The organism is Limnohabitans radicicola, assembly GCF_014837235.1.
In the GTDB taxonomy this organism is placed as follows: domain Bacteria; phylum Pseudomonadota; class Gammaproteobacteria; order Burkholderiales; family Burkholderiaceae_C; genus Limnohabitans_A; species Limnohabitans_A radicicola.
This window is the reverse complement of sequence record NZ_JACYFT010000002.1, coordinates 57731-77313: the sequence shown is the minus strand read 5'-3', so window position 1 is coordinate 77313 and position 19583 is coordinate 57731. Positions and strand designations below refer to the sequence as shown.

Below are 19583 nucleotides of genomic sequence, written 5' to 3'. Positions count from 1 at the left end.
CTGAGAGAAAAGCCGGAACCATGAATGGTCGGCCATTGTATCGCCGAGCCCTTTTTTCATGAGCGCCAAAGACATCCTGTTCCTGCGCATGACCTACCTGCGCGGACCCAACATCTGGACTTACCGTCCTGTCATCGAAGCCCTGATCGACATCGGCGAGCTCGAAGACTTCCCCTCCAACACCCTGCCCGGCTTCAACGACCGGCTCAAAGCCTGGTTGCCCACCATGATCGAGCACCGTTGCACCCCGGGGGTGCGCGGCGGCTTCTTCCAGCGGCTGGACAACGGCACCTGGCCGGGCCACATCCTCGAACACGTGAGCCTGGAGTTGCAAACCCTGGCAGGCATGCCCACCGGGTTTGGCAAGGCCCGTGAAGCCGGGCCAAGAGGCGTTTACAAGGTGGTCATCCGCACCGACCACGAAGATGTGGGCCGTGCCGCCCTCGAAACCGCCCGCGAACTGATCCTGGCCGCCATCCACGACACGCCTTTCGATGTACCCGCGGCCGTGGCACGACTGACCGACATGGTCGACAGCCTGTGCGTGGGCCCCAGCACCGCCAGCATCGTGGAAGCGGCCATCGAGCGGCGCATCCCTTTCATCCGACTCAATGCGGGTAACCTGGTGCAACTGGGCCACGGCGTCAACCAGCGCCGCATCTGGACGGCCGAGACCGACCGCACCAGCGCCATTGCCGAAGGCATCTCCAAAGACAAAGACCTGACCAAGCAGCTCTTGACCATGTGCGGTATCCCCGTGCCCGAAGGCATTGTGGTCGAGTCGCCTGCTGCAGCCTGGGCAGCCGCGCAAGAGATTGGCGTGCCCGTCTGCGTCAAACCCAGCGACGGCAACCGCGCCCGAGGGGTCTCGCTGGATCTTCGCGAGCAAGCCGACATCGAAGCGGCTTTTGCTGTGGCCCAGGAGCAAGGCAGCGAAGTCATTGTCGAACAATTCATCCAAGGGGTGGAGCACCGCCTGCTGGTGGTCGGCGACCGTGTGGTGGCCGCCAACAAAGGTGAAACCGCCAGCGTGCAGGGTGATGGCCAGCACACTGTGCGCGAGCTGGTCGAACTGCAAATCAATTCCGATCCGCGTCGCGGCAGCGATGGCAGCCTGCCGCTCGAGCGCGTGCGTTTGCGCAGCGGCAGCCCGGAAGTGCTCGAACTGCAGCGCCAGGGCCTGACCCCGGACAGCGTGCCCGAAGCCGGTCGCCAGGTGCTGGTCAAGCGCACCGGCAACATGACCACCGATGTGACCGACACCGTCCACCCCGATGTGGCCAGCCAGGCCGTGCTGGCCGCCCGCATGGTCGGTCTGGACATCGCTGGCGTGGACGTGGTCACACCCGACATCACCCAGCCGCTGGCCAGCGGGGGCGGCGTCATCGTGGAAGTCAATGCTGGCCCCAGCCTGCTCATGCACCTGAATCCTGCAGTGGGCCAGGCGCGCCCCGTCGGCGAGGCGATTGCCGAGCACCTGATCCCTTCGTCAGACAACGGACGCATCCCGGTCGTCGGCATCATGGGCGACGGCGACACCACACGCGCAGCCAAGCTCACGGCCTGGCTGCTGCACATCAAGGGTCTGCACACCGGCCTGGCGTGCGCTGATGGTCTTTACCTGGACCAGCGCTGCCTGCAAACCAGCAAGGCGATGGATTTCGAACAGGCGCAACGCCTGCTCATCAACCGATCGGTTCAGGCTGCCGTGTTCGAAAGCGATGTCCGTCACCTGATGGAGCAAGGCATTCCTTATGACCGCTGCCAGGTCGGCATCGTCACCCGCATGCCCAAGGCCGCAGGTCTGGAAGACCTCTATGCTGGCCCGGACGAAAAAATCCCGACCTATGTCCGCACCCAGATCGATCTGGTGCTGAGCAACGGCCACGCCGTGCTCAATGCCGAAGACGAAGCGGTGGCCGATCTGGCGCAATACAGCGATGGCGGCGTGATTTTCTATGCCCAATCCGAACATGCGCTCCGTCTGGTGGCCCACCGTGAGGCCGGAGGCCGTGTGGCGTTCTGGCGTGACGGGCAGCTGATCCTGGCGCTGGGTGACAACCAGACCGAGGTGCTGTCGATCCACCGCCCTGCGGTGGCCCGCCTGATCAAAGGCGGCCAGCTGGGCACCGATGACATGCTGATCGCCGCCTGTGCTGCCTGGGCCCTGGACACACCCGCCGACATGATCCGTGCCGGCGTCAAGAGTTACGGCCAAAACACCCCCTCCATCTGAGTCGAACGACAGGAACACTGGTTCATGGAAGTGTCAAGAATTCGCGCCTTGCGCGGCCCCAATTTGTGGAGCCGCCATACGGCCATTGAAGCCATTGTGACCTGCCCTGCTGCAGAGTGCACCTTGTCCCCCACCGTGGAGCAGCAACTGCGCCGCATTTTTCCTGAAGTCGGCCCCATCGAAGGCAGCCGCCCGGGACAAATCGCCAGCATGGCCCATGCCCTCGAAAAAGTGACCTTGGGCCTGCAGTCACAAGCTGGCTGCCCTGTCACCTTCAGCCGCACCACCCCCACCGAAGTGGCGGGCACCTACCAGGTGGCGGTCGAGTACACCGAGGAGTCCGTGGGCCGTCTGGCGCTGGAGCTTGCCGAAAAGCTCTGCCAGGCCGCCCTGACCGGCCAGGCCTTTGACCTGAGCGCCGCGCTGGCCCAGCTGCATGAGCTCGACGAAGACGACCGCCTGGGCCCCTCCACCGGGTCCATCGTGGACGCGGCCGTGGCCCGGGGCATCCCGTTTCGCCGTTTGACCCAGGGCAGCCTGGTGCAATTTGGCTGGGGCTCCAAACAACGGCGCATCCAGGCCGCCGAAATCGACTCCACCAGTGCCATTGCCGAATCGATCGCGCAAGACAAAGACCTGACCAAAAGCCTGCTGCATGCGGCCGGCGTGCCTGTGCCTTTGGGTCGCCCGGCCACCTCGCTGGCCGACGCCTGGAGTGTTGCCCAGGACATCGGACTGCCCGTGGTCGTCAAGCCACAAGACGGCAACCAGGGCAAAGGCGTCACAGTCAACATCACCGAACGCGAGGCCTTCGATAACGCCTACAAGACCGCCGAGCGCTACGGCACGGTGATGGTTGAAAAATACCTGCCCGGCCACGACTACCGCCTGCTGGTGGTGGGCGACAAGCTGGTGGCTGCGGCCCGCCGCGAGCCCCCGCTGGTGGTGGGCGACGGCACGCACACCGTGCGCCAGCTGGTCGACCAGGTCAACGCCGACCCGCGCCGAGGTGTGGGCCACGCGACATCGCTGACCAAGATCCGCTTTGACGACATCGCCATCGGCCGCCTGCATGAGCAAGGACTTGAGCCCGAATCCGTGCCCGAAAAAGGCCGCCGCGTGATTTTGCGCAACAACGCCAACCTGTCGACTGGCGGCACCGCCACCGACGTGACCGACGAGGTCCACCCCGAAGTCACCGCCCGCGTGGTGGCTGCAGCCCAGATGGTGGGCCTGGACATCTGCGGTGTGGATGTGGTGTGCGAGTCGGTGCAAAGACCGCTCGAAGAACAGCATGGCGGCATCGTCGAAGTCAATGCCGCACCGGGCTTGCGCATGCACGTGACCCCCTCGTATGGCAAAGGCCGCGATGTGGGCCAGGTCGTGATCGACCAGATGTTCCCCAATGGCGAGAACGGCCGCATCCCGGTCATTGCCGTCACCGGCACCAACGGCAAGACCACCACCGTGCGCCTCACGGCCCACCTGATCAAGGCCCAGGGCCTGCGTGTGGGCATGACCAACACCGATGGCGTGTACGTCAACGGCCGCCAGACCGACAGCGGTGACTGCAGTGGCCCCCGCAGCGCGCGCAATGTGCTGATGCATCCCGAAGTGGACGCAGCCGTGTTCGAGACCGCCCGTGGCGGCCTGCTGCGAGAAGGCTTGGCCTTTGACCGCTGCAAAGTGGCCATTGTCACCAACCTCGGGGCCGGTGACCATCTGGGCCTGAACTACATCACCACACTCGAAGACCTGTCGGTGCTCAAGCGCGTCATCGTGCTCAACGTCGAGCGCGACGGCATGGCCGTGCTCAATGCGGCCGACCCCGCCGTGGTGGCCATGGCCCCGCACTGCCCAGGCGATGTGACCTTCTTTGCGCTCGACGTGAACCAGCCTGCGCTGGCCGCCCACCGGGCCCAGGGCAAGCGCGTGATCTTTGTGGACGACGGCGCCATCGTGGCCCAAAAGGGCAAGCAAATATTCCGCATCCCGCTGTCACAAGTACCGCTCACACGGGGGGGGCAAATCGGCTTTCAGACCGAAAACGTGCTGGCGGCCATGGGTGCGGCCTGGGCCGTGGGCGTCACCTGGGATGCCATCGCCCAGGGCCTGGCCACCTTCATCAGCGACATCCAGGGCGTGCCCGGCCGCTTCAATGTGTTCGATTACAAAGGCGCCACGCTGATCGCCGACTATGGCCACAACCCGGACGCCATCCAGGCGCTGGTCAGTGCCGTCGACAACATGCCCGCAAAAAAACGTGTGGCCGTCATCAGTGGCGCGGGCGACCGCCGCGACGAAGACATCCGCGACCAGACCAAGATCCTGGGTCAGGCCTTTGACGATGTGGTGCTGTACCAGGATGCCTGCCAGCGCGGCCGCGCCGATGGCGAAGTGGTGGCGCTGCTGCGCCAGGGCCTGGAAGGCGCCTCACGCACGCGCCACGTGGAGGCTATTCAGGGCGAGTTCAATGCCATCGACACCGCCCTGGCCCGCTTGTCTGCGGGTGATTTGTGCCTGATCCTGATCGACCAGGTGGAAGAAGCCCTGGCCTACATCACCGAGAAGGTCAAAGCTTCAGTCTGACATCTTCATGGCCAGTGCCACACTGGCCATGAACATCCCAACACCCAGCCCCCAGTGACGCCAGTCCTGTGGGCTTTGTTCTGTCAGCCGGTACAGGCCCGCACCCGCCAGCACCGCGCCGAGCACGGCCATCAACATGCCCAGCGCATTGGCCAGGACACTCTCGGGCCAATGCGCCGTGACCACGGCACTGACCAGCAAGCTGACGGCGTAGTGGATCATGAAGACCGAATACGAAATCCGCGACAAGCGCTGAACGCCTTTATGCCAAAGCCCGGGCACGGCAGGCAAGGCAAACCAGCGCTCAGGCGCTGCCGCCAGCAGCAGGGCTACGCCCCAGGCGGTGGTGACCCGCCAGCGCGGATCGACCCACAGCGCCAGCAAGCCCATGAGGGTCAGGATCAGCCAGCCCTTGAGCGGAATGCGGCTTTGCCGAGCCCTGAAGGCCAGCAGTCCCAGGCCGTAAGCGCCAAAGTAATACAGACCGTAGATGTCCAGATCGTCCTTCAGGCTCCAACGCACCAGAGACACGAGCGTCAACACGAGCCACACCTGCCAGAGCACACGGTTGGCCCGCAAGCTGGTGTGCCGCGCGACAAAGCGGTTGACCAGCACAAAACTGGTCAACACGATCAGGTACAGCTGGAGATCAATCGCCACATACCAGACCCCTGCAGACAGCGACTCCATGCCCAGCAAATGCTCCATGAGGAACACATGGGCCAGCGCCTGCCACGCATCGGGGGTGGCCGACAGGCTTGCAAAATTGAATTCAGGCCTGATCCACTCGGTCACCAGCACGGTCGCACTGAGTGCCACCAAATAAGGAATGACCAAGCGCAGGTAACGGTGGCCGACCATCGGCAATGCCTGACGCCAGTCCAATCCGGACTTTTTTTGCAAACTGGCTGCGGTCAGAAATCCGGAACACACCAGGAAAACCTGCACAGCCAAGCGGCCGTGGTCATACAGCTCGTTGATGAGCCGTGGCCAGGCCAGAAACACCACATCCGACATCGGACCGTAAAAGGCCAGGTGGTGCAAAACAATCAGCAGACAGGCGAACGCCTTGAGTTGGTCGAGCAAAAAAGAGCGCCCCGAAGGGCGCTGCTCTGTGGAGAGTGCAAGGGTGCTCAATGCTTCACAGCGCCAGACGGGCGCGCGCAGCCTGGTACTCGCGCTTGAGGCGCGCCACGAGCTCGGCCGTGCTGACCACCGCACTCACGACGCCGATGCCCTGGCCACAGCCCCAGATGTCTTTCCAGGCCTTCTTGGCATCGCCGCCAAAGTTCATCTTGCTCGGGTCCGACTCGGGCAGGTTGTCAGGATCGAGGCCTGCCGCACGGATCGAGGGGGCCAGGTAGTTACCATGCACGCCCGTGAACAAGTTGCTGTAAACCACATCGTCCGAATTGCAGTCCACAATGGCCTGCTTGTACTCGTCGGCCGCGCGCGCTTCGTGCGTGGCGATGAAGGCCGAACCCATGTAGGCAAAGTCAGCGCCCATGGCCTGGGAGGCCAGGATGGCGTCGCCCGTAGCGATCGAGCCCGACAAAGCGACCGGGCCATCGAACCACTGGCGAATCTCCTGAATCAAGGCAAAGGGACTCTTCACGCCAGCGTGACCACCTGCACCTGCAGCCACGGCGATCAAGCCGTCTGCGCCCTTCTCGATGGCCTTGTGGGCAAACTTGTTGTTGATGATGTCGTGCATCACTACGCCGCCATAGCTGTGCGCAGCTTGGTTGATTTCTTCACGCGCACCCAGCGAGGTGATGATGATCGGCACCTTGTACTTCACGCACAGCGCCATGTCGTGCTCCAGCCGGTCATTGCTTTTGTGCACGATCTGATTGATCGCAAACGGGGCGGCAGGCTTGTCAGGGTTGGCCGCGTTGTAAGCCGCAAGGGTCTCGGTGATTTCGGCCAGCCAGTCTTCGAGCTGCGCAGCTGGACGGGCATTGAGCGCAGGCATGGAGCCCACCACACCCGCCTTGCACTGCTCGATGACAAGCTTGGGGTTGCTGATGATGAACAGCGGGGAAGCAATCACAGGGAAAGGCAAATTCGCCAATACGGCGGGCAACTTGGACATGGGGTCTCCTCAATCTGGGTGATGCATTGTCAAAGACAGCCCCTTGCGGGGCTGTCTGCGGGGCGACATGCCCTTGAGATCAGAAAGCGTCGAGTGCCAGCTCGGTCACGCTGCCAGCACCTTCCACGATGCTGTCGCGGATGCCCGGCACCTTGGACAGGATGTGGTCGGCATAGAAACGCGCCGTGGTGACCTTGCTGGCCATGAAGGCGGCGTCTTGCGCCTGCGCCTCTGGGCTCAGGGCCACCAGCATGGCGCGGCCCATCTGCCAGCCGGCCATCAGGTTGCCAGTGAGCATGAGGTAAGGCACGCTGCCTGCGAACACATCGTTGGGCTTGGCTTTGGTGTTGCCTGCGACAAAGTTGACCACATCCACATAGGCTTCACGGGCGGCCTTCAAACGCTTGGCCATGGCCAGTGCGTCTGCGTGGCCAGAAGCCAGCAATTGGGCTTCGGTCTGTGCCACTTGATCGGCCAGGGCTTTGGCGGTCTGGCCACCATCGCGCGAGGTCTTGCGGCCGACCAGGTCGTTGGCCTGGATGGCGGTGGTGCCTTCGTAGATCGTCAGGATCTTGGCGTCACGGTAGTACTGCGCACAGCCGGTTTCTTCGATGAAGCCCATGCCGCCGTGCACCTGCACGCCCAGGCTGGTCACTTCCAGGCTCATCTCGGTGCTGTAGCCTTTGACCAGGGGCACCATGAATTCATAGAAGGACTGGTTTTGCTTGCGCACTTCGGCATCGGGGTGGTGGTGCGCGGCGTCATAGGCGGCTGCGGCCACAGAGGCCAGCGAGCGGCAGCCTTCGGTGTAGGCGCGCATGGTCATGAGCATGCGGCGCACATCGGGGTGGTGAATGATGGGGCCTGCGGCGGGCAAGCTGCCATCGACCGGGCGGCTTTGCACGCGGTCACGGGCGTACTGCACGGCCTTTTGGTAAGCGCGCTCGGCAATCGAGATGCCCTGCACACCCACCGCGTAACGGGCCGCGTTCATCATGATGAACATGTATTCGAGGCCACGGTTTTCTTCGCCCACCAGGTAGCCCACAGCGCCGGGTCCGGTGCTGTCTGCAATGCTCGCCGCCATGCCGTCACCGTACTGCAAGACCGCCGTAGGGCTGGCCTTGATGCCCATCTTGTGCTCGATGCTCACGCAGTGCACGTCGTTGCGCTCACCCAGCGAACCATCGGCCTTGACCAGGAACTTGGGCACCACAAACAGGCTGATGCCCTTGACGCCCTCGGGCGCGCCCTGCACGCGGGCCAGCACCAGGTGCACGATGTTCTCGGCCATGTCGTGCTCACCGTAGGTGATGAAAATTTTGGTGCCGAACACCTTGTAGGTACCATCGGGCTGGGGCTCGGCACGGGTGCGCACAGCAGCCAAGTCCGAACCAGCTTGTGGCTCGGTCAGGTTCATGGTGCCGGTCCATTCGCCAGAGATCAGTTTTTCCAGGTAGGTGGCTTTGAGTTCGTCCGAACCTGCGGTCAGCAGCGCTTCGATCGCGCCGTCGGTCAGCATGGGGCACAGGGCAAAGCTCATGTTGGCCGAATTGAGCATCTCACCGCAGGCCGCGCCAATGGTCTTGGGCAGGCCCTGACCGCCAAAGTCAGCCGGGTGCTGCAGGCTCTGCCAGCCACCTTCGGTGAACTGCTTGTAGGCGTCCTTGAAGCCGGGTGTGGTCGTGACCTGGTTGCCGTCGTGGTGGAATGACGGGTTCTTGTCGCCTTCCCAGTTCAATGGCGCGATCACATCGCGGTTGAGCTTGCCGCACTCCTCGAGCACCGCTTGTGCGGTTTCCAGACCGGCGTCTTCAAAGCCGGGAATCTGTGCAATCTGGTCAATGCGTGCCAAGTGCTCGATGTTGAACAGCATGTCCTTGAGGGGGGCGGTGTAGCTCATGAAAGTCTCCGGTAAGTCTGTGTGAAGTTACAAAAAAGGCATCGCGAACGATGCCTTTTTCGGTGCGCTGATGGATCAAAGGGCCTGGGTCAACTCAGGCACAGCGGCAAAGAGATCGGCTTCGAGGCCGAAGTCCGCCACGCTGAAGATCGGCGCTTCAGGATCCTTGTTGATCGCCACGATCACTTTGGAGTCCTTCATGCCAGCCAAGTGCTGGATCGCACCCGAGATGCCACAAGCGACATACAGCTGAGGCGCCACGATCTTGCCGGTCTGGCCCACTTGCAGGTCGTTGGCCGCGTAGCCTGCATCGACTGCGGCTCGGCTGGCACCGATGGCTGCGCCCAACTTGTCGGCCAGGGGCGTCATGACTTCGTTGAACTTTTCGGAGCTGCCCAGAGCGCGGCCACCCGACACGATGATCTTGGCGGCCGTCAGCTCGGGGCGGTCGTTCTTGGCGATCTCGCTGCCCTTGAAGCTGCTCTTGCCACTGTCTGCTTGCGCAGCGGCGCTTTCCAAGGCTGCCGAGCCACCCGTGGCGGCGGCGGCGTCAAAGCCGGTGGTGCGCACGGTGATCACTTTGGTGGCGTCGCTGCTTTGCACGGTGGCGATGGCGTTGCCAGCGTAGATCGGACGCTCGAAAGTGTCGGCCGACTCCACCTTGGTGATGTCGGAGATCTGGGCCACATCCAGTTTGGCTGCTACGCGGGGGGCCACGTTCTTGCCGCCAGCAGTAGCGGGGAACAGGATGTGGGTGTAGTTGCCCGCGATCGTGAGCACTTGGGCGGCCACGTTTTCGGCCAGGCCATGGGCCAGGGCTTCGCTGTCAGCATGAATGACTTTGGCAACACCAGCAATCTGGGCGGCGGCTTGAGCCGCAGCGCCAGCGTTGTGGCCAGCCACCAGCACGTGCACGTCACCGCCGCAGGCGGCCGCGGCTGTGACGGTGTTCAGGGTCGCGCCTTTGATCGAGGCGTTGTCGTGTTCTGCAATGACGAGTGCGGTCATGTTGGGGCTCCTCAGATGACTTTGGCGACGTTTTTGAGCTTGTCCACCAGGGTGGCGACATCGGGCACCTTGATGCCGGCGCTGCGCTTGGCGGGTTCAGCGACCTTGAGGGTCTTGATGCGGGGGGCCACATCCACGCCCAGGTCTTCAGGCTTGAAGGTGTCGAGCTGCTTTTTCTTGGCCTTCATGATGTTGGGCAAGGTCACATAACGTGGCTCGTTCAGGCGCAAATCGGTGGTCACCACTGCAGGCAAAGACACCGACAAAGTCTCCAGACCTCCGTCGATCTCGCGGGTCACCTGGGCTTTGCCGTCCACGATCTCGACCTTGGAGGCAAATGTGGCCTGGGGCAAATCGGCCAAGGCCGCCAGCATCTGGCCGGTCTGGTTGCAATCGTCGTCGATCGCTTGCTTGCCCAGAATGATCAGGCCGGGTTGTTCTTTGTCGACCAAGGCCTTGAGGAGCTTGGCCACCGCCAGGGGCTGCAGGTCCAGATCGGCCGGGGTCTCCACCAGGATGCCACGGTCCGCGCCGATGGCCATGGCGGTGCGCAGGGTTTCCTGGCACTGGGTCACGCCGCATGACACAGCGATCACTTCGGTGGCCAAGCCTTTTTCTTTGAGGCGCACGGCTTCTTCGACAGCAATTTCGTCAAACGGGTTCATGCTCATCTTGACGTTGGCGATGTCCACGCCGCTGTTGTCGGACTTCACACGCACCTTGACGTTGTAGTCCACCACGCGTTTCACGGGCACGAGAATTTTCATTTAAGCATCTCCGTTGGATTGATTTTGAAAGCCAGAAAACAATTGACGTTTACGTTAACGTCAATTGTGCACCAAGTCAGATCCCGATGTCTCGAAATCCACACAAAAAAGCACGGTCGTTCGCATTTTACATGGGCTGATGTCTTTTATTGGCACATCCTAACCTCGGGAATTCACCGACCAAACGGTCGGCGAATAAGGGTTAGCATGGAGTGCAGTCTGGCCGACTTCGGATTAGATTATGTTTTGTAACCAATTTGCGTGGAGTCCGCGATGAAAAAAACCCTTGTTTCCCTCTCTTTGGCCGCTCTGGCGGGTTTCACTGGCGTGGCCCAGGCACAGACCGTGCTGACCGTCTCGAGCTGGCTGCCCCCCACCCACACCGCCAGCATGGCGCAAAAAGAATGGTGCGACCTGCTCGAAGCCAACACCAAAGGCCGCATCAAATGCAACATCCTGCCCCGTGGTGTCTCCCCCGCCCCCGGCACCTATGACGCCATCAAGAATGGCCTGGCCGATTTGTCCTACACCGTACACGGCTACACGCCCGGCCGCTTCGTCACCCCTCAAATGGCAGAACTGCCCTTCCTGGGCAACAGCTCTGAAACCATTTCCATCGCTTTCAGCCGCGTCACCAGCAAGCACCCCGAGGTCGCTGCGGAACACCCCGGCGTCAAAGTCATCAGCCTCTTCACCCACGGCCCTGGCATCGTGTTCAACACCAAGCGCGCCATCACCAAGGTGGATGACCTTTCCGGTCTGAAATTCCGCGTGGGCGGCGGCATGGTCAACGAGATGTCCAAAACCCTGGGCATGAACGTGACCCTCAAACCCGCACCCGACTCTTATGAACTTCTGTCCAGCGGCGTGATGGACGGCACGCTGTTCCCGGCTGAATCGACCGAATCGTTCAAGATCGACAAAATCATCAAGCACGCCACCACCTTCCCCGGCGGCTTGTACAACACCAGCTTTGTCTTCATGATGAACCAGGCCAAGTACGACAAACTCTCGCCCGAAGACAAAAAAGCTGTCGACGACATCTCCGGTGAAACCGCTGCCCGCATCTTTGGCCGCGGCTGGGACAAAGTGGACCGCCGCGCTTTTGCGCTGATGCAGGTCAACGGCGTGGTCGTGACCAAAGCCGATGCCAAGTTTGTTGCCGACGTCAAAGCCAAAACCGCGCCCCTGGAGCAAGCCTGGATCAAGGCTGCCGAAGCCAAGGGCCTGAAGAACCCTGCCAAGGTGCTGGCGGACTTCCGCGCCGAAATCGCCAAACTGGAGAAGTGATTCCCGCTTTGCCCCTGTGGGCGTGAAGAACAATGGGCGGTCCCTGTCTGCAAGAAGGGACCGCCTTTGAATTTGAAAGACCCCTGTTTTGAAAAAATTGCTTGAAACCCTTTGCGGGCTGCTGGCCGGTATCGCGCTGTTTGCGATCATGCTGCTCACATTTCTGGATGTAGGCGGGCGCAAACTGCTCGACAACTCGATCACCGGCTCGCTGGAGCTGACCGAGCTGCTGATGGTGGTTGTCATCTTCGGTGCCCTCCCCCTGGTGTCCGAGCGCGGTGAACACGTGGTGTTCGACTCGATGGACCCCTACCTGCCTGAATTTCTCAAGAAGATCCAGTGCGCCTTGGTGCATCTGCTGTGCGGTGCGGCTTTGATTGCGTTGGGTTGGCTGATGTGGAAAACCGGAGGCGACTTCCTCGAAACCGGTGAAACCACAGCACAACTCAAAATCCTCAAGGCCCCGTTCATCTATGGCATGGGCCTACTTTGCGCCTTCACGGGCATCATCCACTTGGGCTTGATGTTCAAGGAACAACAAGACAACGAAGGGGGCGTGCTGTGATTGAAGCGCTGATTGGATTTGCGGCCATCTTTGGCCTGGCGCTTTTGCGCGTGCCCTTGGCTTTCTCCATGGGCCTCGTGGGCCTCGTTGGCATTGGCCTGACCCGTGGCTGGATGCCTGCCCTCGCCAGCACTGCCCAAGTGGTTTACGAAACCGGTTTTGCCTACACCTTGTCGGTGATCCCGCTGTTTATCCTGATGGGCAACTTTGTGGCCCGCGCAGGTTTGGCGCATGAACTCTTTCATGCGGCCTACACTTTCATCGGTCACCGCCGTGGCGGTCTGGCACACGCCACCATCGCCGCTTGCGCGGGCTTTGGGGCCATTTGCGGCTCGTCGATTGCCACAGCAGCCACCATGAGCAAGGTGGCTTACCCGTCGATGAAAAAACTCGGCTACAGCGATGCCTTGTCCACAGGCGTGATCGCAGCAGGCGGCACCCTGGGCATCATGATCCCGCCGTCCACCATCATGGTGATCTACGGCATCATCACCGAAACCCACATCGGCAAGCTGTTCGCAGCAGGCGTCATCCCCGGCATCCTGACCGCCATCTTGATGATGGTGGCGGTGCTCATCATGACCTCGCGCGACCCACAGCATGCACCTGCTGGCGATAAGTTCACCTGGGCCCAACGCTGGGCCGCACTGCGCGGCATCTGGGGCGTTTTGCTGTTGGTGGTCATTGTGCTGGGCGGCATCTATGGCGGCTTCTTCACCGCGACCGAAGGCGCAGGCATGGGGGCCATGGGCGCCTTCCTGTTCGCTGTGGCCCGTGGCGCGCTGAGCTTCAAAGCCCTGTTCGAAGTGCTGGTCGAGTCGGCCCGCACCACCGCCATGCTGTTCACGCTGCTGATCTCGGCCACGGTGTTTGCCAACTTCGTGAACTTCACCAGCATGCCGATGGAGCTGAAAGAGTGGATCACCCACCTGGGTCTGTCCCCTCTGATGATCGTGGGCGCCATGATGCTGATCTATGTGATCCTGGGCACTGTGATGGAAGAGCTGACCATGGTGCTGCTGACCATTCCGCTGTTCTTCCCCATCGTCACCCAGCTTGGCTTTGACCCCGTGTGGTTCGGTGTGCTGATCGTGATGGTGATCCAGATCGGCCTGATTTCGCCGCCCGTGGGCATGAACCTGTTCGTGATCAACACCCTGCTGCCTAAGGTGGGGCTGGGCACCATCTTCCGTGGCGTGTGGCCGCTGGTGGTGGTGCTGGTGATCACGCTGGGCATCTTGCTGATGTTCCCGGGCCTGAGCCTGTGGCTGCCCTCGATGATGGACTGATCGCGTCCAGAACCTCACAAAAACGGCACGCCTTGGCGTGCCGTTTTTCTTTGGTGCGTCACGCTTCAGGTGTGTGCCGCGCTGTGCACCACCCGCTGCGGGAACGGGATCTCGATCTGCTGCGCCTTCAGGGCCTGCAAGATCGCGCGGTTGATGTCCGACTTGAGCTTGAGCGGTCCGTTCTCCGGATCGGCAATCCAGTACGTCACCGTGAACTCCAAACCATCGGCACCGAAACTGGACAGGCACGCAGCGGGTGCAGGCTCGGCCAGCACACGGGACTGCGCCTTGCAGGCGGCTTCGAGCAGCTGCACCACTTCATCCACCGGGCTGTTGTAAGCCACTGCCACCTGCGTCGTCTGCGCCACCTTGGGGTCGGCGAGCGACAGGTTTTCGACCCGGCTGGTGATCAGCATCTCGTTGGGCACGATGGACTCACGCCCCGACAAAGCGCGGATCACGGTGTAGCGCGCCTTGATGTCGGTGATGCGGCCCTCGAACCCATCGACGCGCACCATGTCGCCAATGCGCATGCTGCGTTCGGCCAAGATGACGAAACCGCTGACGTAATTGGCGGCGAGTTTTTGCAGGCCAAAACCAATGCCCACGCCCACCGCACCGCCCAGCACCGACAAGGCAGTCAAATCGATGCCCACAGACGACAGCGCCAACAATACGCCCACGAACATCAGCAAGGCCCGCACCGTGTTGCTGATCACCTTGCGCAGCGACAAATCACTGCCTGTGGCCGAGCGCAGCAGCCGCGACTCCAGCGCGGCCGACACCCACAGCGTGAAAATCAGCACCGCTCCTGCTGTCAACGCCCCTTCCAGCAAAGTGCGCACCGACAGCGTGGAGGCCCCCACCTTCCATTGGATCTGGTCCAGCTCCTCCAGGATCAAGGGCAGAATGCCCGTGACCCACAGCACCACAGCAAACCAGGCGACCCAGGAAATCGTGCGCTCCAGCACCCGCACGAACGGCGCCTCCCCGAACGCCACCTGCAACACCTTGACACCCAAACGGATGAGGGCCAGAGAAATGCACACAGGCAACAAAATGCCAAACAGCGCCAGCGGATGGTCACCGGTCAACAGCGTTCGGGCGACAAAGGTCAACCCCAGCAAGAGTGTTGGGAACAGCACCCCGTCAAACAAACGCTTGCCCAGGAGCACCGACAACTCATGACCCTTCAGGGCCTTGCGCAACAGCCAGACGGCCAGTGCAGCCAAAACCACGCTGGCGGCAAACGCGCCCAACACCTGCAGGGACTCGGCACGCGCCAATGAATCGAGCCAAGCCAAAGGATCGGCGATCTGCACCGCGTGCCCATTCAAAGACGCCATGACGGGTTCCTTTTATCGATGAAGGCCTGCACACCTTCTTGCGCCACCTCGTGCACCATGTTGCAGGCCATGGTCTGTCCGGCCAGTTGGTAAGCGGCCTCGATGCCCATCTCGGCCTGCTGGTAAAACAATTGCTTGCCCATCTGCACGGCCACCCTGGGCTTGGCCACAATCGCGTCCACCAGCTGCTGCACCTGAGCGTCAAGTGCATCGGCGGCCACCACGCGGTTCACCAAACCGCGCCGCTGGGCTTCGGCGGCGTCGATGAAGCCGCCTGTGAGCAGCATCTCCATGGCCTGCTTGGGCTGCATGTTGCGCGACAAGGGCACGCTGGGCGTGGCGCAAAACAGCCCCACATCGATGCCGTTGACACCAAAGCGGGCCGTATCGACCGACACCGCCAGATCGCATTGCGCCACCAGCTGACAACCCGCCGCCGTGGCCACGCCCTGCACCCGTGCAATGACGGGCACAGGCAGGTGACGGATCGCCATCATCATCCGGGTGCACTGCGCGAACAGCTTTTGGTAATACGCCAGCTCGGGCCGGGCGCGCATTTCTTTCAGGTTGTGACCGGCGCAAAACGCCTTGCCATGGGCCCCCAGCACCACGGCGCGGGCGTCCTCGTCGCGGGCCACCCGATCGAGCGCCGCTTGCAGCGCCGCCAGCATGGATTCCCCCAGGGTGTTGAAGCTGGTGGGGTCATTGAGCGTCAACCAGTGCACGCCACGGGCATCGCGCGTGTGCAGCAACTCGCCCGAAGCGAGCGTTTGAATGTCGGTAGAAGTCATGGCGCCCATTGTGGCGCAAAGCAGGCCGCCTCAGACGTCGGCCAGCACCCGCAAGTGCGCTTCCACACTGCGACCCAAGGCACTCAGGCTGTAGCCGCCCTCCAGACAGCTCACGATGCGGCCTTGCGCATGGCGCTTGGCGATGTCCTTGATGCGCATGGTGATCCAGGCGTAGTCCTGCTCCACCAGGCCCAGCTGACCCATGTCGTCCTCGCGGTGCGCATCAAACCCAGCGCTGATGAAAATCATCTCGGGCTGGTGCGCCTCCAGGCGCGGAATCCACATCATCTCGATCAACTCGCGGATGTCCATGCCCTTGGTGTAGGCCGGCACGGGCAGGTTCACCAGGTTGCTCGCCGTCGACTGCGAGCCCCCTTCCGGGTAGAACGGGTGCTGAAAAAAACTCACCATCAGGATGCGCTCGTCACCCGCCACAATGTCTTCGGTGCCATTGCCGTGGTGCACGTCAAAGTCCACGATGGCCACGCGCTTCATGCCATGGCGCTCCACCGCGTACTTGGCCGCAATCGCCACGTTGTTGAAAAAACAAAACCCCATGGCCTTGTCGCGGCAGGCATGGTGGCCTGGCGGCCGGGTGGCGCAGAACGCGTTTTCAAGCTCTCCAGCAATCACCGCATCGGTCGCTTCGATCGCTGCACCTGCCGAGCGCAAAGCCGCGTCCCAGGTGTAGGCGTTGATCGAGGTGTCGGTGTCCAGTGCGGTGTGGGTGGGGCCGCCTGCGGCCATGTCTTCGCGCAGCATGTCGTTGAGGCCACGCAACGAGGCCACATGCATGCGGCCGTGCGCCAGCTCGATGTCTGCCAGCGAGGCCGGTGCAGCCTCGCGGCGGGTGAGCGCCATGTCCAGACCACTGATCAACAGACGGTCCTCGATGGCACCCAGCCGCTCAGGACATTCGGGGTGGCCCGGGCCCATCTCGTGTTTGCGGCAATCGGGGTGGGAGAAATAACCTGTCGCGCCCATGCGGGTGTTTTCCTTTTCAGCCCCCCAAGGCCACCAGCCCTGGAAGATGCTTTTCAGCTTATCACGTCCCGTCATGTGCCCTTTGGATCTGAATCAAACATTCACAGCTTAAACTGAAAGCCTCTTTGCCCAGACTCCCCATGCGCCGCTCACCCCTCTTGCTTTCACTTTTGACTTACGCCAGCGCCCTGCTGGCGAGTAGCCTGCTGTTGGCCGCCACAGCCCAAGCCGCCAGCACCGCTCACAAAAGACACGGCAGTGCCCACAGCAATGCACACCCCAAGCCCAAAGCCAAAGTCTGCAAGGGCGACAAAGCATCGCCCACCGGAACGTCTTACGGCGCGCGCGAAGACGCCAAACTCTGGGCACAAGACGCGGCCAATCGGCTCGACCTGCCCGAGGCCTGGCTGCAAAAACAGATCACTCAGGCCCAGCGCATTGCCGTGATCGAAAAACTCGTGCTGCCACCTGCGACCCCCATCGCCAAAAACTGGGCGGCCTACCGGGCCCGTTTCATCGAAAGCCAACGCATCCAGGCAGGTGCCCGGTTCTGGAAAGCCCACCAAGCGGCGCTGGAGCGTGCCGAGCGCGAATACGGCGTGCCCGCATCCATCGTGGTGGGCATCATCGGCGTCGAAACCCTGTACGGCCAGAACACGGGCAATTTCCGCATCCTGGACGCGCTGGCCACCTTGGCTTTTGACTTTCCAGCGGCCCACCCACGTGCGGCCGAGCGACAGGCATTTTTCCGCTCCGAGCTGGAGCAGTTTTTGCTGCTCACCTCGCGCAGCGGCGCGGACCCGCAAAGCATCAAAGGCAGCTATGCCGGAGCCATGGGCCTGCCCCAGTTCATGCCCTCCAGCTGGGCCCGCTACGCGGTGGACTTTGACGGTGATGGCCGCATCGACCTGTTTGGCAGCCCGACCGACGCCATCGGCTCGGTGGCCAATTACTTCAAATCGTTCCAATGGCAGCCGGGCATGCCCACCCACTACCCGGTGCGACTGGCACCTGGCCAGACCGACATGGACGCCCTGCTGGCCCCCGACATCCTGCCAACCTTCAGCGTCAGCAGCTTCACGGCCAAAGGCGCGCAACTCGATGGCCCAGCACTGCAGCACACGGGCCCCTTGGCCTTGATCGAATTGCGCAACGGCCTGGATGCCCCCAGCTACGTGGCGGGCACCGAAAATTTCTACGCCATCACCCGCTACAACTGGAGCAGCTACTACGCGATGGCGGTGATTGAGTTGGCCGAGGCGGTGGCGCTTGAAGTCAAAAAATAGGATCCAGTGACACCTCCACCAAGCCCCTGACCTAACAAAAACTGCCTCCGAGCAATTGGGCAGTTGCGACCTGAATGGCCCCAAGGAGCAGTTTGTGCTCGACCGCGTGATTCGACCCAACTTTCCCGAAGAACTTGCTGAACTGGTCGAGATTGAAGCGGTGTTCTCGAAAACCAAAAGAATCGTCCACTGCAGGGTAGCAGTACCTGGCGGCACGGAGTTTGACCATCCAAGAGCGCATCGGGACGGCATGACATGCAGGGAAAACCGCAGTGAATCTGTCTGGGTATCGCCTAGTTTTCATAGATCTTTATCTATGTCTTTTTATTCATTTATCGATTTTACAAACTGACGAAGAATTCTTAGCATGCGATCTTGGAGAACACTCATGCAATCTCTGTTCGCACGCTGTCCCCATTTGGGAGCAATGATTTTTGCCTCCCTAACCCATGGCGGCATGCCGCTTTTCTCCGGCGGACGCCATGTGCTCCGAGGCTGAGATGACAGTCCACAAAAAAATGCATTGGCAAGGCTGCGACGTGGCCTTCCTGACGCAACACGGTAAACAACACCTGGTGGGTCCGCCCATCGAAGCCGCCCTGGGCTGCCGAATCCTGCATACCGAGGGCTACGATACGGACAAGCTGGGCACTTTCACCCACGAACTGGCCAGGCCGGGCTCACAAATGGATGCTGCACGCGAAAAAGCCAGAATAGGCATGGCCTTGACGGGTTCGAGCATAGGGATTGCCAGTGAAGGCTCATTCGGCCCAGACCCCGTGGGTGGCTTTGTACCGTGGAACACCGAGGTCTTGCTCTGGATAGATCAAAAGCAAGACCTCGAAATCACAGGCTGGGCACATGGTCACGCCCAGAGCTTGCAAAAACCCATCCAGTCGCTTCAAGAGCTGGAGCTTTTTGCACTGGAGGCCAAATTTCCCGAGCACCGCCTGACGATGCGGCCCTCGCATGAAGATCACCCCGCAATTATCAAAGGTATCCACAATGTGCCTTCGCTGATGGAGGCGTTTGAGCGTTGCAGGAGCCAATCGAACAACGGGCTGGTGTATGTCGAAAATGACCTTCGCGCGTTTTGTAACCCCACCAGACAAAACATCATCCGTAACGCAGCCTCTGATCTCATTCAAAAATTACAGTCGTTGTGCCCGGCATGCGATGCCCCTGGATTTTGGGTCGATCGGCGAATACCTGGGCTGCGCTGCAGGGTTTGCGGTCGCAAGACACGCTTACCCATCAGTGAAGTTTGGCATTGTCAAATCTGCAAGATGCAAGAAGAACGCGCCATCCACACGAAGGCACTGGCTGATCCCGCGCGGTGCGATCACTGCAACCCTTGAGCTTGACTGTATGGCTCGCGGCGCGTGCAGCAGGCTGCCCGTACCAATCCGCCGCACAAAGGGTGCGTCACATAAA

At 61.6% G+C, this 19583-nt stretch carries 15 protein-coding genes; 7 read left to right on the top strand and 8 right to left on the bottom strand.

Annotated features, from left to right (window positions below; translation table 11 throughout):
* The first annotated feature begins 58 nt into the window (after nucleotides 1–58).
* Together IC609_RS08095 and cphA are read left to right on the top strand one after the other, a co-directional pair.
* Nucleotides 59–2236, top strand: a complete 2178-nt coding sequence (locus tag IC609_RS08095; RefSeq protein ID WP_191819007.1) for a cyanophycin synthetase — start codon at nucleotides 59–61, stop codon at nucleotides 2234–2236.
* 24 nt (nucleotides 2237–2260) lie between these two features.
* On the top strand, nucleotides 2261–4825 hold the full coding sequence (gene cphA / locus IC609_RS08090; RefSeq protein WP_191819006.1) for a cyanophycin synthetase: 2565 nt from the start codon (nucleotides 2261–2263) through the stop codon (nucleotides 4823–4825).
* Here the strand turns inward: cphA and IC609_RS08085 are convergent.
* The 5 genes from IC609_RS08085 to IC609_RS08065 form a co-directional block, all read right to left on the bottom strand.
* Nucleotides 4817–5962 (bottom strand): acyltransferase family protein, encoded by a 1146-nt coding sequence (locus IC609_RS08085; protein WP_225224089.1) that lies wholly within the window; start codon nucleotides 5960–5962, stop codon nucleotides 4817–4819. The genes cphA and IC609_RS08085 overlap by 9 nt on opposite strands.
* A 4-nt stretch (nucleotides 5963–5966) precedes the next feature.
* A complete protein-coding gene (locus tag IC609_RS08080; RefSeq protein ID WP_191819005.1) occupies nucleotides 5967–6920 on the bottom strand; it encodes an NAD(P)H-dependent flavin oxidoreductase in 954 nt (317 codons plus the stop codon).
* A 79-nt stretch (nucleotides 6921–6999) separates the two neighbouring features.
* Nucleotides 7000–8823: an acyl-CoA dehydrogenase gene (locus IC609_RS08075; protein WP_191819004.1), complete on the bottom strand. Its 1824-nt coding sequence runs from the start codon at nucleotides 8821–8823 to the stop codon at nucleotides 7000–7002.
* A 75-nt stretch (nucleotides 8824–8898) separates the two neighbouring features.
* The gene (locus IC609_RS08070) at nucleotides 8899–9831 is read right to left on the bottom strand and encodes an electron transfer flavoprotein subunit alpha/FixB family protein (RefSeq protein WP_191819003.1); all 933 of its coding nucleotides are present in this window, start codon (nucleotides 9829–9831) and stop codon (nucleotides 8899–8901) included.
* An 11-nt stretch (nucleotides 9832–9842) separates the two neighbouring features.
* The gene (locus IC609_RS08065; protein ID WP_191819002.1) at nucleotides 9843–10598 is read right to left on the bottom strand and encodes an electron transfer flavoprotein subunit beta/FixA family protein; all 756 of its coding nucleotides are present in this window, start codon (nucleotides 10596–10598) and stop codon (nucleotides 9843–9845) included.
* A 273-nt stretch (nucleotides 10599–10871) separates the two neighbouring features.
* Here IC609_RS08065 and IC609_RS08060 point away from each other — a divergent pair, with 273 nt between their 5' ends.
* From IC609_RS08060 to IC609_RS08050, 3 genes are all read left to right on the top strand, one after another.
* On the top strand, nucleotides 10872–11888 hold the full coding sequence (locus tag IC609_RS08060; RefSeq protein ID WP_191819001.1) for a TRAP transporter substrate-binding protein: 1017 nt from the start codon (nucleotides 10872–10874) through the stop codon (nucleotides 11886–11888).
* A gap of 88 nt (nucleotides 11889–11976) precedes the next feature.
* Nucleotides 11977–12453 carry a TRAP transporter small permease gene (locus IC609_RS08055; RefSeq protein ID WP_225224088.1) on the top strand — a complete coding sequence of 159 codons (477 nt, stop codon included), beginning with the start codon at nucleotides 11977–11979 and terminating at the stop codon, nucleotides 12451–12453.
* A complete protein-coding gene (locus IC609_RS08050) occupies nucleotides 12450–13742 on the top strand; it encodes a TRAP transporter large permease (RefSeq protein WP_191819000.1) in 1293 nt (430 codons plus the stop codon). The genes IC609_RS08055 and IC609_RS08050 overlap by 4 nt, the downstream gene beginning before the upstream one ends.
* Before the next feature lie 65 nt (nucleotides 13743–13807).
* On the opposite strand, the gene IC609_RS08045 is transcribed toward IC609_RS08050, so the two are convergent.
* Genes IC609_RS08045 through IC609_RS08035 form a run of 3 tightly spaced genes read right to left on the bottom strand, consistent with a single transcriptional unit; the run spans nucleotide 13808 to nucleotide 16863 of the window.
* Nucleotides 13808–15088, bottom strand: coding sequence for a mechanosensitive ion channel family protein (locus IC609_RS08045; RefSeq protein WP_191818999.1), 1281 nt, complete (start codon nucleotides 15086–15088; stop codon nucleotides 13808–13810).
* Nucleotides 15076–15888, bottom strand: a complete 813-nt coding sequence (locus tag IC609_RS08040) for an enoyl-CoA hydratase (RefSeq protein WP_408611014.1) — start codon at nucleotides 15886–15888, stop codon at nucleotides 15076–15078. Before IC609_RS08040 ends, IC609_RS08045 begins: the two co-directional genes overlap by 13 nt.
* 21 nt (nucleotides 15889–15909) lie before the next feature.
* A complete protein-coding gene (locus tag IC609_RS08035) occupies nucleotides 15910–16863 on the bottom strand; it encodes a histone deacetylase family protein (protein WP_191819824.1) in 954 nt (317 codons plus the stop codon).
* 140 nt (nucleotides 16864–17003) lie between these two features.
* On the opposite strand from IC609_RS08035, the gene mltB reads away from it, so the two are divergent.
* A complete protein-coding gene (gene mltB, locus IC609_RS08030) occupies nucleotides 17004–18149 on the top strand; it encodes a lytic murein transglycosylase B (RefSeq protein WP_191818997.1) in 1146 nt (381 codons plus the stop codon).
* Between the two features lie 500 nt (nucleotides 18150–18649).
* Nucleotides 18650–19507, top strand: coding sequence for a DUF6671 family protein (locus IC609_RS08025; RefSeq protein WP_225224087.1), 858 nt, complete (start codon nucleotides 18650–18652; stop codon nucleotides 19505–19507).
* Nucleotides 19508–19583 lie beyond the last annotated feature (76 nt).

Coding starts and splice junctions, on each gene's coding strand:
- cphA (WP_191819006.1), top strand. CDS start 2,261: ATGGAAGTGTCAAGAATTCGCGCCTTGCGCGGCCCCAATTTGTGGAGC.
- IC609_RS08060 (WP_191819001.1), top strand. CDS start 10,872: ATGAAAAAAACCCTTGTTTCCCTCTCTTTGGCCGCTCTGGCGGGTTTC.
- IC609_RS08065 (WP_191819002.1), bottom strand. CDS start 10,598: ATGAAAATTCTCGTGCCCGTGAAACGCGTGGTGGACTACAACGTCAAG.
- IC609_RS08080 (WP_191819005.1), bottom strand. CDS start 6,920: ATGTCCAAGTTGCCCGCCGTATTGGCGAATTTGCCTTTCCCTGTGATT.
- IC609_RS08045 (WP_191818999.1), bottom strand. CDS start 15,088: ATGGCGTCTTTGAATGGGCACGCGGTGCAGATCGCCGATCCTTTGGCT.
- IC609_RS08040 (WP_408611014.1), bottom strand. CDS start 15,888: ATGGGCGCCATGACTTCTACCGACATTCAAACGCTCGCTTCGGGCGAG.
- IC609_RS08025 (WP_225224087.1), top strand. CDS start 18,650: ATGACAGTCCACAAAAAAATGCATTGGCAAGGCTGCGACGTGGCCTTC.
- IC609_RS08035 (WP_191819824.1), bottom strand. CDS start 16,863: ATGGGCGCGACAGGTTATTTCTCCCACCCCGATTGCCGCAAACACGAG.
- mltB (WP_191818997.1), top strand. CDS start 17,004: ATGCGCCGCTCACCCCTCTTGCTTTCACTTTTGACTTACGCCAGCGCC.
- IC609_RS08095 (WP_191819007.1), top strand. CDS start 59: ATGAGCGCCAAAGACATCCTGTTCCTGCGCATGACCTACCTGCGCGGA.
- IC609_RS08075 (WP_191819004.1), bottom strand. CDS start 8,823: ATGAGCTACACCGCCCCCCTCAAGGACATGCTGTTCAACATCGAGCAC.
- IC609_RS08070 (WP_191819003.1), bottom strand. CDS start 9,831: ATGACCGCACTCGTCATTGCAGAACACGACAACGCCTCGATCAAAGGC.